Source organism: Rhizomicrobium sp. (genome assembly GCA_037200385.1).
GTDB lineage: Bacteria > Pseudomonadota > Alphaproteobacteria > Micropepsales > Micropepsaceae > Rhizomicrobium.
The window spans coordinates 2,835,988-2,851,071 of sequence record JBBCGL010000001.1; the positions used below are offsets into that span (position 1 = coordinate 2,835,988).

General features: G+C 62.6%; 12 protein-coding genes. 3 read left to right on the forward strand and 9 right to left on the reverse strand.

Annotated elements, in window-relative coordinates:
* Window positions 1-46: 46 nt before the first annotated feature.
* Window positions 47-1,102, forward strand: a complete 1,056-nt coding sequence (locus WDM91_13360; GenBank protein ID MEI9995578.1) for a putative zinc-binding peptidase — start codon at window positions 47-49, stop codon at window positions 1,100-1,102.
* 30 nt (window positions 1,103-1,132) lie between these two features.
* Here WDM91_13360 and adhP read toward each other — a convergent pair whose 3' ends face one another.
* The 3 genes from adhP to WDM91_13375 form a co-directional block, all read right to left on the reverse strand.
* Complete coding sequence (gene adhP, locus WDM91_13365) at window positions 1,133-2,158, reverse strand: alcohol dehydrogenase AdhP (GenBank protein MEI9995579.1); 1,026 nt, start codon at window positions 2,156-2,158, stop codon at window positions 1,133-1,135.
* Window positions 2,159-2,261: 103 nt separating this feature from the next.
* Window positions 2,262-3,821, reverse strand: a complete 1,560-nt coding sequence (locus tag WDM91_13370) for a carboxyl transferase domain-containing protein (GenBank protein MEI9995580.1) — start codon at window positions 3,819-3,821, stop codon at window positions 2,262-2,264.
* A gap of 7 nt (window positions 3,822-3,828) precedes the next feature.
* Window positions 3,829-5,700: a CocE/NonD family hydrolase gene (locus WDM91_13375; GenBank protein ID MEI9995581.1), complete on the reverse strand. Its 1,872-nt coding sequence runs from the start codon at window positions 5,698-5,700 to the stop codon at window positions 3,829-3,831.
* A 251-nt stretch (window positions 5,701-5,951) separates the two neighbouring features.
* Between WDM91_13375 and WDM91_13380 the strand changes: the two genes are divergently transcribed.
* The gene (locus tag WDM91_13380; protein MEI9995582.1) at window positions 5,952-7,361 is read left to right on the forward strand and encodes a serine hydrolase domain-containing protein; all 1,410 of its coding nucleotides are present in this window, start codon (window positions 5,952-5,954) and stop codon (window positions 7,359-7,361) included.
* A 29-nt stretch (window positions 7,362-7,390) separates the two neighbouring features.
* On the opposite strand, the gene WDM91_13385 is transcribed toward WDM91_13380, so the two are convergent.
* A complete protein-coding gene (locus WDM91_13385) occupies window positions 7,391-8,215 on the reverse strand; it encodes a M55 family metallopeptidase (GenBank protein MEI9995583.1) in 825 nt (274 codons plus the stop codon).
* Window positions 8,212-9,021: a phytanoyl-CoA dioxygenase family protein gene (locus WDM91_13390; GenBank protein MEI9995584.1), complete on the reverse strand. Its 810-nt coding sequence runs from the start codon at window positions 9,019-9,021 to the stop codon at window positions 8,212-8,214. Before WDM91_13390 ends, WDM91_13385 begins: the two co-directional genes overlap by 4 nt.
* Window positions 9,022-9,258: 237 nt before the next feature.
* Here WDM91_13390 and WDM91_13395 point away from each other — a divergent pair, with 237 nt between their 5' ends.
* On the forward strand, window positions 9,259-10,053 hold the full coding sequence (locus tag WDM91_13395; protein ID MEI9995585.1) for a TetR/AcrR family transcriptional regulator: 795 nt from the start codon (window positions 9,259-9,261) through the stop codon (window positions 10,051-10,053).
* 6 nt (window positions 10,054-10,059) lie between these two features.
* Here the strand turns inward: WDM91_13395 and WDM91_13400 are convergent, their stop codons facing one another.
* The 4 genes from WDM91_13400 to WDM91_13415 are packed head-to-tail and all read right to left on the reverse strand — an operon-like array spanning window position 10,060 to window position 15,039.
* Complete coding sequence (locus WDM91_13400; protein MEI9995586.1) at window positions 10,060-10,551, reverse strand: TRAP transporter small permease subunit; 492 nt, start codon at window positions 10,549-10,551, stop codon at window positions 10,060-10,062.
* On the reverse strand, window positions 10,551-11,531 hold the full coding sequence (gene dctP, locus WDM91_13405) for a TRAP transporter substrate-binding protein DctP (GenBank protein MEI9995587.1): 981 nt from the start codon (window positions 11,529-11,531) through the stop codon (window positions 10,551-10,553). Before dctP ends, WDM91_13400 begins: the two co-directional genes overlap by 1 nt.
* A gap of 2 nt (window positions 11,532-11,533) precedes the next feature.
* Window positions 11,534-12,820, reverse strand: a complete 1,287-nt coding sequence (locus tag WDM91_13410; GenBank protein MEI9995588.1) for a TRAP transporter large permease — start codon at window positions 12,818-12,820, stop codon at window positions 11,534-11,536.
* 53 nt (window positions 12,821-12,873) lie between these two features.
* Window positions 12,874-15,039: a TonB-dependent receptor gene (locus tag WDM91_13415; GenBank protein ID MEI9995589.1), complete on the reverse strand. Its 2,166-nt coding sequence runs from the start codon at window positions 15,037-15,039 to the stop codon at window positions 12,874-12,876.
* Window positions 15,040-15,084 lie beyond the last annotated feature (45 nt).

Consider the following 15,084-nt stretch of genomic DNA (forward strand, 5'->3'; position numbering starts at 1 on the left):
AGCCTTTTGCCCGCCGCGTTACCCCTCGCTTCCCGGGACCCACACCATGCGCGTTTTCACCTGCCAAGCCTGCGGGCAATTGCTATATTTCGAGAATATCCGATGCGAAAATTGCGGTCACGCGCTCGGCTATCTTGCTGATAAGCAAACGATTTCTGCCATCGAGCCCCTGACAGACGGCACGTTTCGCGCCTTGGCTGCGCGTGGCCGCTATCGGTTTTGCCAGAACCAGGAATTCGGCGTTTGCAACTGGATGGTGCCGGTCCGGAGCAAAAGCGCCTTCTGCGCAGCCTGCCGCCACAACCGGACGGTCCCCGATCTGTCCGTGCCCGAAAATGCCGGTCACTGGTCCAAGATCGAGGCGGCAAAGCATCGCCTCTTTTACAGCCTGCTGAAGTTGAAGCTTCCGCTTCGCAACCGGACCGACGATCCGCAGCATGGGTTGGCTTTCGACTTCCTGGCCGATCCGCCGCAGACCCATGGCCAAAGCGTCATGACGGGGCATGACAACGGGCTGATCACGCTCGCCGTCAAAGAGGCGGACGATGCAGAGCGGGAGCATGTCCGCGCGGCAATGGGAGAGCCCTATCGTACCTTGCTTGGCCATTTCCGGCACGAGATCGGGCACTATTTCTGGGATGTGTTGGTGCGCGACGGAGGCAAACTCGACGGCTTCCGCGCGATATTCGGCGACGAGAGTCAAGACTACGCGGCCGCGCTGCAGGCGCACTATCAAAACGGCGCGCCGGTCGACTGGCAGCAGAACTTCGTGAGCAGCTATGCCAGCGCGCATCCTTGGGAAGACTTCGCCGAGACCTGGGCTCACTACCTTCACATCGTCGACACGCTGGAGACGGCTGGCGCCTTCGGCATCAGGGTAAGGGTCAAGCCCGGCTGGCGGACCAAGCTCACCGCCGCCGTCGATTTTGCCCCTTATGAAAACCCATCGATCGCGGCGCTAATAGACGCTTGGCTGCCGCTGACCTTTGCGATGAACAGTCTGAACCGCAGCATGGGGCAGAGCGACCTCTATCCCTTCATCCTGTCGCCCAATGTGATCGCAAAACTGCGCTATGTGCACGATCTGGTCCACGGCTCGTAGGCCGACCACGAGACCATCTTCAGTGTTCTTCTACAGGTCGATGATGACGCGGCCGTCGACCTTGCCGGCTTTCAGGTTCGCGAACACGTGATTGATGTCTTCGAGTTTCGCCTTGTGGATATGCGGGCGAACTTTGCCCTCCGCCGCGAAGGCGATCGCTTCGGCCAGATCCCGTCGCGTTCCGACGATGGAGCCGCGGATCGTGATGCGCTTCAATACGATGTCGAAAATCGGTGTCGCGAAGTCGCCGGGCGGCAGGCCGACCAGGCTGACCGTTCCCTTGCGGCGCGTCATGTTGACGGCCTGGGTGAAGGCTTTCGGCGACACCGCGGTGACGAGCACGCCGTGCGCCCCACCGCCGGTTTGCTTTATCACCTGCGCGGCGGCGTCCGGCTCGGCCGCATTGATTGCGATGTCGGCGCCGAGCGTTACGGCCAAAGCGAGCTTTTCTTCGGTGACATCGAGCGCGACGACATGCAGGCCCATTGCCTTGGCATATTGAATCGCGACGTGGCCGAGGCCACCCACGCCGGAAATCGCGATCCATTCACCGGCCCGTGCTTCGGTCTCTTTGATACCCTTATAGGTCGTGACGCCCGCGCACAGGATCGGCGCCATGAGCGCGAAATCCGGGTTGGCCGGGAGGCGCGCGACATAGGCCGCCGAACCGATCGCGTATTCCGCGAAGGTGCCGTTCACGCTGTAGCCGCTGTCATGCTGGGTCTCGCACAGCGTCTCCCAACCGGTCGTACAATACTCGCAACCGCCACAGGCGTCGTGCAACCAGGCAATGCCGACCGGATCGCCCTCCTTCAGGCCCGTCACGCCAGGACCGATGGCGGCGACGACACCGGCACCTTCGTGACCGGGAACAAAGGCAGGCGTCGGCTTGACCGGCCAGTCTCCGTCGGCGGCATGGAGATCGGTGTGGCAGACGCCGGTGGAAACGATCTTGACCAGGACCTCGCCGACGCCCGGTTCGGGAATTGGAATCTCGTCGATGGTCAGCGGTTTGCCCAATTGATGGACCACCGCGGCTTTCATCATTCGTGTCATCCGCCACTCCCTTGAGACCACCAGCGGACGCTAGCGCTGTCGGATGCAACAGGATTGATCAGGATCAGCGCAATGTCGCCGATGCAGCGCAGCGGCGATTTCGCTAGGGCATCACGCCGCGCCGATATCGCGGTTCGGGCGGCTTGGTCCGCCGGGTGCGAGCCAGCGCCAGAGCCTCGGCGAGACGCTCACGTGTTTCGGAGGGCGCGACGACATCGTCGATGTTCGCCTTTGCCGCGGCATGGAAGGCGCCGCTGCTGCGATTGTAGCGATCCACAAGCTCGCGCTCATGGGCCTCTCGGTCGGCCGCTTCCTCGATTTCCTGGGCATGTGCGGCGAGCACCGCGCTGCGGGCCGGCAAGGAGCCGAACATCGCCCCTGGCCAGGCGAGCACCAGCGTTTGCCCGGAATGTCCACCGCCGCCCATCGCGACGGCGCCATAACCGAAAGCCTTCCGCAACACGACCGTGATCCGCGGCACCTCCGCCCAGGCCAGCGCATAGGTCAGCGCAAGACCGGGGCGCAGGGTTCCCTCGCGCTCCGACTGCGGTCCCGGCATGACGCCCGGCACGTCTTGCAGGAAGATCAGCGGCAGATGATAGGCATTGCACAAGTCGATGAATCGCCGTGCTTTGCGCGCCGCCGCAGCCGTGATCGCGCCCGCCTGCACGACAGGCTGATTGGCCAGGATTCCCGCCGGGTGGCCCTCGATGCGTGCGAAACCGACAACCAGCATGCCGGCGAATTCCGGACCGATCTCAAAAAAGCTGGCCTTGTCGACGATCGCAGCGATCACGCGCTTTACATCGTAGGGCCGACGCATATCCGCGGGAATGACCGTCGCGAGATTCGCCGCAGCATCCATATCCGGGCCTTCATTTGCGCTGGAAGGCGGCCAAGACCACGCATTGGTCGGCAGATAGGACAGAAACCTTTTCGCCATCGCGATAGCGCTCGCGTCATCCGGTGCGGCGTTGTCGGCAAGGCCGGAGATGCGGCAATGGATCGAGGCGCCGCCGAGTTCTTCCTTCTCGACGTCCTGACCTGTCGCCGCCTTCACCACCGGCGGGCCGCCTGCCGCAAGCATGCTGGTTCCTTCGACCATGATGATGAATTCGCACAGGCTGGCGATCAGCGACGAATCACCGGCGCTAGGGCCGGCCACGACCGCAACCTGCGGCGCGATCCCGGAATGGCGCGCAATGGCGAAATAGTGAGGGCCTTCCGGCAATCCCTCGCCGATCATCTCCTGGGCCCGAGCGCCCGCGCCGTCCTGTATCCAGACGACGGGCAGCAATTCGCGGCTTGCCATTTCGATCGCGCGCAATTTCTTGCGCCCATGGACGATGCCGAACGTGCCGCCCAGCACCGTAAAGTCTTCCGCGACGATACAGACCGGGCGGCCATCGACCGTCGCAAAGCCTGTGACAACCCCGTCGGCCGCGCTGATATCCTCGATAGCCTGCGGCCGTCCCTGCGCGCCCGAATGAGACGCCAACTGGCCGTATTCGCGAAAGCTGCTCGGATCTGCGAGCATCGCTATACGCTCGCGTGCCGTCGTCTTTCCGCGCGCATGCTGTTTCGCGACCCGCTCGGAGCCGCCCATGGCGAGTGCTTTTGCGCGGCGCGACGCCAATTCGCGCGGAAGCGAGTCGTCGTCCATGGCGCGCTCAATCGCGCCAGGGGCGTAGCGCGACCGTGATGGCGCTGGGATGGCGAGCGGACCGCTGAACCCTGAAAACGTCGCTGCCGCCGTCGGAATAGCGGCGGAAGGTGTCGGCGTCCGCGCCGGCGATCGCGACACGCAAGCGATGACCGGCGCGAATCCGCGCGGCAACCGGAAAGAGCGCGAAGCTGGCTTCGAACACTTGACCTGGAATAACGGGCTCGGCATCGGCCCGGCGGAAACTGTGGAAAGGCGCAGACTGCGCATAGGGCAACGATGCAGCCGTCGCAGGCTTGCGGTCTACGGCACGAAATTCACCTTCCGTCAGATAGCTGACTCGCCCGTCGGGCGCGACATCCTGAAGATAGACGAAGAAGGCGGGGTCTTTGCTCTGGGTCGAGACATAGAGCGAGACCGTTGGCGTGCCGACGATCTCGGTGTCGGCCGTCATGGCGTCACCTGTATAGAGCAGCAACTTCTTATCGGCGTCGCGCAAATCCGGATAGGCCGCGGGCTCTCCGATCTGGGTCGTCCAGCGGGTCTTGAGGCCCATCGTGGCCGTGAAGTCCACGGCATAGGCATCTTCACCGTCGCTCGCGTCGGCGCCGGACGCAGCAAGCGCACCGGAAGGCGCGAAGCGCAAAACTTCCCGCGTGACGTCCGTCGGGGGCCAAGCCTTGGTCGTCTTGTACCGTCCGGTGCCCAATACGTAATAGTGGATCTGGCGCCCGATCGGCTTGCCGGCGCGAACCTCGGCGAAGAATTTTCCGATCCCGGCCATTTGGTCGTCAAAGGATGGAATTGGTGCATGCTGGTCGGGCAGCAGCGGATCGGTAAGCATATCGGCGCCATGGGCGTGACCGCTGAGCCAGACATCCATCGGCACATTCGGCAACGAGCGGTAGCGCGCCAAGACGGATTCGGCAGTGCCCGCGTCCATCCAGCTTCCCCAATACTGTGTAGGCACTTTCCGAGCGCGAATCGCAGCGAGGTGAGCACCGGACGAGGAATCGAACATCGAAAAGCCGTTGCGGCCAAGGTCATCGCGGAATTCCGCGTCTTTATAGTCGTCGGGCAACCAGCGCTCGCGCCCGGCGATCGCCTCGCGGATGAGATTGAAGTCGTCGTCCCCGTCGACCTGCTGCAGGCGTGGCCAGAGTTTGGCGCAGTCGCCGACCCGCAAGGCGCAGTCCAGGTTGAGCGACGGGTCGATCGAACGGCCGAGATCGCGGCGCAAGGTCTCGCCACCCCATTCGCGCATCATCAATTCGTTGTAGACGCCGCCGGGATTGAACAGATCGAGATAGGCATCGAAATCCGCTTCGCGGACCACGGCGCCCAAGATGCGGGGACGCGCGCCGGTCGCGATGTCGGCCGTGTCGGCCATATAAGACACCCCCGTGGCGAGCACCTGACCGTTCGACCAAGGCTGTGATTTGAGATGGGCCACGATGGTGTTCATGTCCGCGACTTCGTCCGGACCGATCTCAACACGCCGTTTGCCGAAAGACGCGGTCGACCCGCGAGTATCAACCATCGCAACGACATAGCCGGCCGCCACAAAGTCCTTGTAGCGACCGCCTTCGCTGTGGCCGTAGATTCCGGCGCGACCGTAACGCGTCTGGATCAAGATAACCGGGACCCTTTGGGACGGTGGCTTACCGCCTGGAAAGTACAAGCTGATCGCGATGCGCGTGCCGTCGGGCATTTTCAGGTAATAGGCGCGGTCCGACCAACCATCCGGATGTGCGACAGCGGCGACCGGCGAAGAGGGGCTCACGGAATTGGCGAAACTGGCGCCCAACCACGCCACCGACACCAGGAGACTCGCGGCCAGCAACGGGAGTGCTCCAAATTTCCGGCCCTGGCGCGACATCTCGCCCTCCAAATATGATACTAAACTCACTTTCATAAGTGTGGGAGACCACGGGGCTCTTTGTCAATGCGGTGCCAACTACGCCGAGCCGCCACGCAGGTAGAACAATACCTATCCGACGGCCCGGCTCATACCGACGCAATATGCCAGAAACATGATTGTTATGTCAGTTTTTGGGTGGTACGAACGTCTTCTGTCCCAGACGCCGCCTTTTGAGCAAAGGATCCATCATGAATTTCCGCCTTTTGCGGTTGTCCGCCCTGCTGGTGACGGTGCTTGCTGTCGGTGCGGCCGGCGCCGCTCCTTTGAAGAACAAGCAGAAAGGCGATGACGCATCGCTGGGGGCCATCGACGCGATCGTTGCCGATGCGCTGGTCCAGGGGCCTTATCCCGGCGTCGAGATCGCCATCGAGCGGCATGGCAAAATCATTGCCGATAAGGGCTACGGTTTCGCCGATCTCGAGCGTAACGTGCCGGTGCGTGCCGACACGATCTTCCAGATCGGATCGATCACAAAGTCCTTCACCGCCCTTGCCATCATGCAGCTGGTAGATGCCGGCAAGCTCTCACTGGATGCGAAGATCGGCGATGTCCTGCCTGCTCTGCCGCAGCCGGCGCACGACCTGAAAATCCGAAATCTGCTCAACCATACGTCCGGGCTTCAGAACTATACGGAGCTGAAGGATTTCCCGCTGCACTCGCAGGACCCCACGACGCGGGACAAGATGGTCGCCGCCTTCGCGACGAAGGACCTTCTGTTTCCGCCCGGGACGGGCTGGAGCTATTCCAATTCCGGCCTCTACCTGCTTGGCCTGGTGATCGAGAAGGTCTCCGGCGTCGACTACCCGACATATCTGCGGACGCATGTCTTCGAGCCGTTCGGCATGACCTCGACGTCCATTCCGGACTGGCAGACCGTGCTGAAGCGCCGCGCGGCCGGGTACAGCTTCGACGGCAAGGTGTTCCAGAACGCGCAACGTTATGATTGGGTCGTTCCCTTCTCGGCGGGCGCCATCGCCTCGACCGCGGGCGATCTAATCAGATATCGCCACGGTGTCTTCGCCTCGGCCGCAACGTCACAGCACGTTCGCGACCTGATCCTCACGCTCGACCCCTTGGCTGACGGCACCCCGCTGCCCTACGCGCTGGGCTGTCTGGTGCTGGGCGACTTCGAGGGACATCGGAAGATTTCGCACTCCGGCGACATCTTCGGCTTCGCCGCGCACTATGCGTATTATCCCAAGGACGATCTCACCATCGTTGTGCTGACCAATCACCAAGGCGCAAGCTTTCCACCGTCGACCATCGAACGAAAGATTGCCCGTGTGATGCTCGGCATCCCGGCGCGCAGGTCGGCCGACTTGCCGCTGACGGCGGACGAAGCAAAGGCCTTCGAAGGCGATTACGCGCTGGCTCTGCATTTCGGCGCCGCCAAGCTGGGCTTTGCCTATGCCGACGGCAAGCTGGCAGTGACTCTAGGTGGGCTTGGTGGCGGCGGACCGACCATTCCGCTGCGCTATCAGGGCAATGGTGTGTTCCTGTCGCCCCAAAATAGCGAAGACAGCTTCGTCTTCGCACGTCGCGCGGACGGCAAATCCGGCGTGGTCATGACTTACTACGACGCCGAAAATCCGGGCGTAAAGCTGGACAGCAGCAACTGAAGAGGAAAGCCCGCGCGAGCGGGCATCTTCTATCCCAGCGTCGGCGCCAGCGTCGTGAGGAATTGCATGATGCGGTTGAGGGTGACCGCATCCTTCGCATCGAAGCGCACACCGCAAGCGCCGACACGCACAAACCCCGGCAGATAGCAAAAGAGCTCGGCAGCCAGCGGTGCCTTAAACGTCACTTCCGCGTGAAAGGGTGGTTCCGGCGAAAAAGGTTTGGTGTCCGTCGACCGGCGCAGGGCGGCACCTGCCGCGGCCCGCAGCTCGCGTTCGACGAGCATGGGCGTTTTCGAGTGCACCGAAAAATATCCGGTCGAGCGCTTGGTCACCACGGATTCGAGGCCGCCGAGCAACCGAGCGGTCTCGGCGATGAAGACGTCGTCACCGCTCATCAAGGTGATGGGCACACCAAACTGACCGGCGACGGCAGCGCTGAGACCGGCTTCAGACAGATCTAGGCCGTTAATCTTGAGCGCGTGCAGCCCCCGACTCGACAATGTATGCGCCAGCGTACCGCCGGGCGACGCAGCTCCTGCGTGATAGCCGAGAAGGAAGGCGCAGGCAAAGGTGCCGCTTTCGATGCCCTGCATCATGCCGAGCGGGCGCGGCCAGCTGCGCACCAGTTCCGTGTCCTCCGCAAAGCGCTCCGGGATGAGGTTGAGGCCGCTGCCATGCGAGTCGCTGACGACAAAACCCGTCGCCCCATTCGCGCGAGCGCCTGCGATCGCGGCCAGCACCTCGCCCGTCATGCGCTCGCGGGCCCTGTGGAAATCAAAGCCCACAGTGCCGGTCTCCTCACGCGAGGTCACCGCTGCAATGCCCTCGATGTCGGCGGAAATGTAGACCCTCACGCGTCTGGACTCGACCATATTGGTGGAAACGATTCGCAATCCATGCGATCGCCGTGTTTCAGACCGGGGTCCGTCGTCGGAATGGCGGTCTCACCTTCCCGAATGCAATAGCGCGCATCGTCGCCGGTCCAGCGCGTTGCCAATGCGCGCCGCCGGCGTCCGAGACTGGAATTGCCGCGTGCGCCGTGAACGATCATCGCCTGGAATACAAGACAATCACCCGGCTCCATGTCCCAGGAGAGAATACGGTGCTTGTCTCGCTCGGCATCGATGTCCGGCAGCTTCGGCAGATCGCGACCTTCGTAGGGAGACCCGTCCTTGAAGTGCTGAGGGATGTATTCCCGCCCCCAACGATGGCTGCCGGCGATATACTCGACGCTGGTTTCGCGATCGACGACATCGAGAGGCAGCCAGATCGAACACACTTGCCGGCCCGAGACAGCCCAATAGGGTTGATCCTGGTGCCAAGGCGTCTTGTCGCCAGTGCCGGGTTCCTTGACCAGCAACTGGTCGTAGAAGAAATTCACCCGCTTCGCGCGCATGATGAGGCCCGTGATTTCAGCGGCGGGACTTTCGAACACGAAGCGGCGAAACGGCTCATGGCGCCGCCAGATGTCCAGATCGCCGAAGAAACGGCCTGGCGCCCCGGGCGCGGTATACTCGCCCGCATGCGGCCCCGGCTCGGCCATCGCAACTTCGGTCGCCTCGCGGAGCGTCTCGATCCAGTGCGCGGCAAAGGCATTGCGCAGGCAGACCACGCCATCGGTTTCATAGGCCGTGCGCGCGGCATCGTCGATAACGTTCATATGGCCTCCGGAATTCAGTTTTCCCAGATTGCTTTGCACGCCACAGGACCTCCCGCCGCGGCCGGGAATTTTCATATGTGCGTTCAAAGTGTTGAACAACGAAAGTGAGGCTAGCCTCACAATAGATGATTGTGACGTCATATTCTTTTCTGTCAAGCCAAGTGCTATGAACAGCGACTCGAACACGGCGCGGATCGCGTCATCCGCATCTCCCGTTTCTGCAGGTGATCGCCCACTATGACGGATAGAAAACCGCGCCCAGCCACCCTCGCCGTGCAAGGTGCCGGCATGAGGGCCGATGCATTCAAATTCAGCGACGTCGAAGCGCGGCGTCAGCGCGAACTGCCAAACCGCCGTAAGGGAGAGCGCACGCGTGACGCCTTGAAACTCGCGGCGATCGAAGTCCTGGGCGATACCGGCTATCACGACATGCGTCTCAGTGACATCTGCGAACGGGCGCAGGTCTCTCCGGCAACTTTCTACATCTACTTCGAGAACAAGACGGTGATCACCGTGGAGGTGCTTACCGAGTTTCTCGACGCGTTATACGACATGGAGCAGCTACCCGGCACGGTGAACACCGCGTTCGGCGTGATCTGCAGTGCCAACCGGCGTTGGCTGCGGGCCGCGCGCGCCAATTCCGGTCTGTTCCGCTGTGTCTACCAGCTCGGCGACGAAATTCCCGAATTCAACCAACTCATGCAGCGCGCCAATTTCCGGTGGTACAAGCGGGTGGCCGCGAGTGTCGCCAAACGCTTTCCTGGCGCGGATCCGGGCGAGTCCGTCGTCCTGCTGGCGGCCTACGGCCTCGGCGCCATCCTCGACGAGATCGCGCGCAAGCTCGTCGTCTATCCCGATCCGCACTTCCTCGCCGCTCTGGAAGACGAGAGGTTGAGCGACGACGACTTGGCCGAGTTCATCTCGGTGCTCTGGTATCGCGCGATCTATGGCGCCAACCCACCGGACGCGCTCAAATCCCCGACCGCGCAGAAACTGAGGAAGATCGTCCTCCAGCCCGGCACGGCGCGATAGGGCCGCTCAGACAGGCTGTTCCTCGCAAAAGGGCTGGACGAGCTTCGCCACGGCATGGAACGCGATGATCGCCGCCATCAGCGGCACGATCGACTCGACCAGCGCCAGCGGCAGCCGCGTCGATTCGGTCACGCGGATGGACGCGCGCTCCAGGAAATCCGGGCCGAAATAGATGAACGGAGCGACGAAGATCAACACCGCGGCCATCCGCACCGGCAGAAGCCGCCGCCCGGTACGCGAAGGGCCCACCCAGGATACGAGAACCGGATCGGCGCCACGCCGGAAGGAAACCGTCGCGCCCAACAGCGCGCTCCACACCATCGCATAGCGCGCGATCTCCTCTGTCCATTGCGGCGGCGCGGAAAAGCCGTAGCGTGCCACGACCTGGATCGCGACCATCACGATCATCACGAGCATGAAGACGCAAGCCGCCAGGAGACAGAGACGATCGATAGCATGGCTCAACCGCACGGTCAGCCTGCAAAAGGCACGCAGCATCACGGCTTCCGCCCTTTCATCATATCCGTGACCACGGAGGTCGCCGCTTTGGACGTGACCAACTGAGCATAAATCGCGGCCGAGCGCGCGACAAAGGCGGCGCGCGCCTGCGGCGTCGGTTCGGCGATCGTGACGCCATGCGCTCGCAGGATGTCGAACTCTTTCTTCTGGATCGCCGCTGTCCAGCGCCGGTTGGCGGCTCGCGCTTGTGCGGCGGCGACATCGACAATGCGTCGGGTGGGCGGCGCCAGGCCGTCATACCAGCGCTGCGAAAAGGTGATGGTCCGGACCGACGGCTGGATGCGCAAGTTGAGAAAGTAGTGGATGTTCGAAGTATGCCCGAAGATCACCGGCACAAGCGGCGCATTCATGTAGCCTTCGGCGATGCCGGTTCCCAGCGCTTGCGGGACCTCTTCCCATGCGACCTGAACTCCGTGAACGCCCCATGCGCTCAGCAAGGTCAGGTCGCGATGATCCATGGCACGCAGGCGCAATCGGCTCACCTCATCCATCGTGCGCACCGGTCTGCGCGTGTTGAACACGCCGCTCATACCGCCGAGAAAGGCGACGTCAACGACACGCACGCCGCGAGGCTCCGCCTCCGCATTGATACGCGCCAGAAAGCGGCCGGCGTGCAGCAGCTTGTCGAGCTCCGCGTCGTCGCGAAATAGAAACGGCAGGGAAAGGCCGTCGTACGGCGGACTTACCGCCGCGACCTCATTGCCCCCTGTGTCATTCACCGCCAGCAGACCGAGCCGGACGAGTTCGATCCTTTCGTCTTCGCCGCCCAACGCACTGTTGGGATAGAAAACCACTGCCTGGCCATGCTTCTCGAGCACGTCGGCGAACGCCTTCAACCAGACATAGACACCGGAGCGCTGCGGATCCGCGCTACTCGACATCCCGATGCGGATGGGATCGGCAAGGGCCGCTCCCGTCCAGGCGAAAAGTGCGGACAAAATCAGGGGGGCGAGACGCATCCCTATCCACCTCCATGCAGCAGGCCGAAATGGCGCGGGATGAGGAGGCTTATCTCCGGAACAAATACCACGAGCAGGAGCGCAGCGATTTCGATGACGAGGAACGGCAGCGTGGCGCGCACCAGCCGCCAATAGGGAATGCCGGCCGTCGTCGCAGTGACGATCAGGACGCCGCCCGCCGGCGGCGCCAGCAAGCCGATGGACAGATTGAGGCAGATCGCCACCCCGATATGGACGGGGTTGGCGCCCTGGGCGATGGCGACGGGGACGACGATCGGGGCAATCAGGGCGAGACCGATCTGAGTATCGAGAAAGACGCCGACGATCAGGAACAGCACCGTCAGAGCGGCCATATAGCCCCAAAGCCCCAGGCCAAGATCGATCGCGAGATGGGAAATCGCCGCCGGCAGCCCAGTCAGGGTCGCAACGAAGCCTATGCCTGACGCGGCAATGATGATGGCGAAGATCGAACCGGAAAGAATGGTTGCGCGAACGATGCTCTCGCCGACGCTGGAGACATCCAGCGTGCGATAGAAATAGCCCACCGCTACGGCTGCGGCGACGGCAATGCCGGCCGCCTCCGTAGGCGTCATCCAGCCGAACACGATTCCACCGACGATTACCACGGGCAGCGACAGCGCCGGCAGGGCGCGCCACAGTGCGGGCCAGAAGGGAACCCGATCCTCGCTGAGCCCGCCGGGATGGCCGTACCGCCTTGCGAAGTACCAGTTCGCGAGCATCAGCATGACGGCGAGCAGCGCACCGGGTCCAACGCCCGCGGCCAGAAGCGCGGCAACGTCGACATTCATGATCGCGCCGTAGAACACGAGGATGATACTGGGCGGGATGATCGGGCCCAGGATTGCCGACGCGGCGGTGATCGCGCCCGCATAGGTGTCCTTATAACCGCGCTCCCGCATGGCGGGAACGAGAGTGCTCGACAGCGCTGCGGCGTCCGCCATCGCCGCACCCGAAATTCCGGCGAAGAACAGCCCCGCCAGCACGTTGACATAGCCTAGCGCGCCCCTGCGCCGTCCTACCAGTGCGACGGCGAGGTCGACCAAAGCCCGGGTGATGCCGCCGCGATTCATCAGCTCTCCGACAAGAACGAAGAGCGGGATCGCCATGAAGGCGAAGACATCCACGCTGGAGAAAATGCGTTGCGGCAGCGCGGCGAGGAATGCACCGTTGCCGCTCGCGACGTAGGCAAGGACCGCACCGGCACCCATCACATAGGCAAGACCGGCGCCCGCCGCGAGGAGGAGCACGAACAGAAGCGCCGCAATCACGCCCAACAAATGAAAAGCTCCTTTGCTATGGGACGGATCGCGGCGTCTTCAACTCACCAGAACTTCGTGCGGATTTCGATGCCGACCGTGCGCGGCGCACCCAAGGCCTGGATGACCTGGCCCGGCACGATCGCGCCGGCCGTGCGATCTATCGCATACTCCGTGTCAAACAGATTGCGGGCCCATAACGTGGCTTCCCATTGGCCGTCGCTATCCGCCAGGCCGATGCGCATGTTCACGAGCGTCAACGGGCCTTGGTCGTACTGGTTGGCGGTGTCGAAGAAATACCGACTGCGATAGGTCAGCTCGGTGTGCCAGGTGAAGTCGAGGCCGCTGGTGATCGGCGCCTGGATCTGACTCGCCAGGCTCAACGTGTGGCCAGGCGCCTTGACGAGTCGATTGTCGGTATAGTCGTCATCGGCCGGCGTCGCATGGCGGTAGTCCGAGAAATGCGCATCGAGGTAGCCATAGCCGAGCGTAAGGCCAAGCCAATCATAGGGTTGCGCCGTGACTTGCGTTTCTACGCCTTGGCTTACCGCCTTGGCAGCGTTCGAGGTCACAAATTGCGGCAGACCGCCGACGTTTAGGAGCTGATTCACCTGCAGATTGCGGTAATCCATATGGAACGCCGACACGTCGAACAGCAGTTTGCGGTCGAACCATTCCGATTTCACGCCGACCTCGTAGCTGTCGACCTGCTCCGGCTTGTAGCGGGCATCGTCGGTGGGAGTGACCGAAAACGCATTAAACCCGCCGGACTTGAAGCCGCGCCCGTAGGATGCATAGACCCGAAGATCGTCGTCGATCTTGTAGGCGACATTTGCGGATGGCGAGAGATTGCTTTCGGGCATCTTGATGGCCCGCACCGCTTGGGTTTGTGCCAATATCTGGAAAGGGTCGGCAATCTCGCTGTGGATCAGCGTCTTATGCTCATCCGCGTAGCGCAGTCCGGCAGTGACGGAAAGGGCATCCGTCACATTATAGGTCAACTGTCCGAAGACGGAGAACTCGCGCGTTCCGACATTGCCGGTGATCGTGATGTCTTCCGGGTTGGTGTAGGGATAGCCCGGTATGAGCGCCGCAAGATCGGGGCCTGCCGTGGCGAGTGCGTCCGTGTCGAGCTGCTGATTGAAATAGTATAACCCGACAATGTATTCCAACGCCTCTCCCGTGGGCGAGGCGAAGCGCAGCTCTTCGGAGAATTGCGTCTGGCGTTCGTTGATGCCGGAGCTTTCGAGATCGAGGACCGTATAATCGTTGTCGGCGAAGTTGCGCCACTCGAAACCGCGATAGGCGGTGATCGACGTCAACGTGCCGAAGCCGGGCGACCAGTTCGCCTCGAGCGACGTGCCCCAGACGTCTCGATTCTGCACCGTGTCGAGATTCTCCGCAATCTTGCGGTCGTTGGGGTTCGAGTCGGCAAGCGGCGAGCCGGCGAGAGCGCCGTTGTTCAGCACGTCGTAAGCGCCCGAATTGGTGCGATCCTTTGCAATGTCGCCGCGCAGGATGAATTCGAGATCGTCGGCCGGCTTGTAGGTGAAGGCCGCACGCGCGCTCAGCGAATTGACGTCGTCCAGGCTGGTGCCGGTGACCGTATTCTTCACAAAGCCGTCACGGCGCTCATAGGTGCCGCTGATCCGTCCGCCCACCGTGTCGCTGATCGGCCCGCCCGCGGATACCGTTCCCAGAAAATAGCCGTAGTCGCCGCCGTCGACGGTGGCGCGCGCGTCGAACGCATCACCCGGAAGCGCGGTGATCACGTTGATGGCGCCCGCAATGGTATTCTTGCCGTACAGCGTGCCTTGCGGTCCGCGGATGACTTCGACGCGATCGATGTCGGCCAGGCTGGTATTGATCGTCGTCGGGCGCCCCATGTAAACGCCATCGACGAAGACGCCGACCGCCTGATCGATGCCGGGGTTGTTGGTCTCCGAGACGATGCCGCGGATGCTGATGGCCGTGGTACGCAGATTGCGTTCGTCGATGTAGACGTTCGGCAGAGTGGCCGCGAAGTCTTGAAAGCGCGTGATGCCGGCGTTCTTGATGTCTTCGGCGGACAGCGCGGAAATCGACGCCGGGACGGATTGAATATCCTGCGAGCGTTTCTCGGCGGTGACGACGACGGTTTCCACTTCCGCTGCGAAAGCGGGGGCCAGCGTGCCCAGCGCGGTTCCACCCATCAGCAACACCGTCAATAACCTTACGCAACGCGAATCCATGCCCAGCCCCTTTTTCGCCGATGTCCCTGCGACAAAAACCGTAAC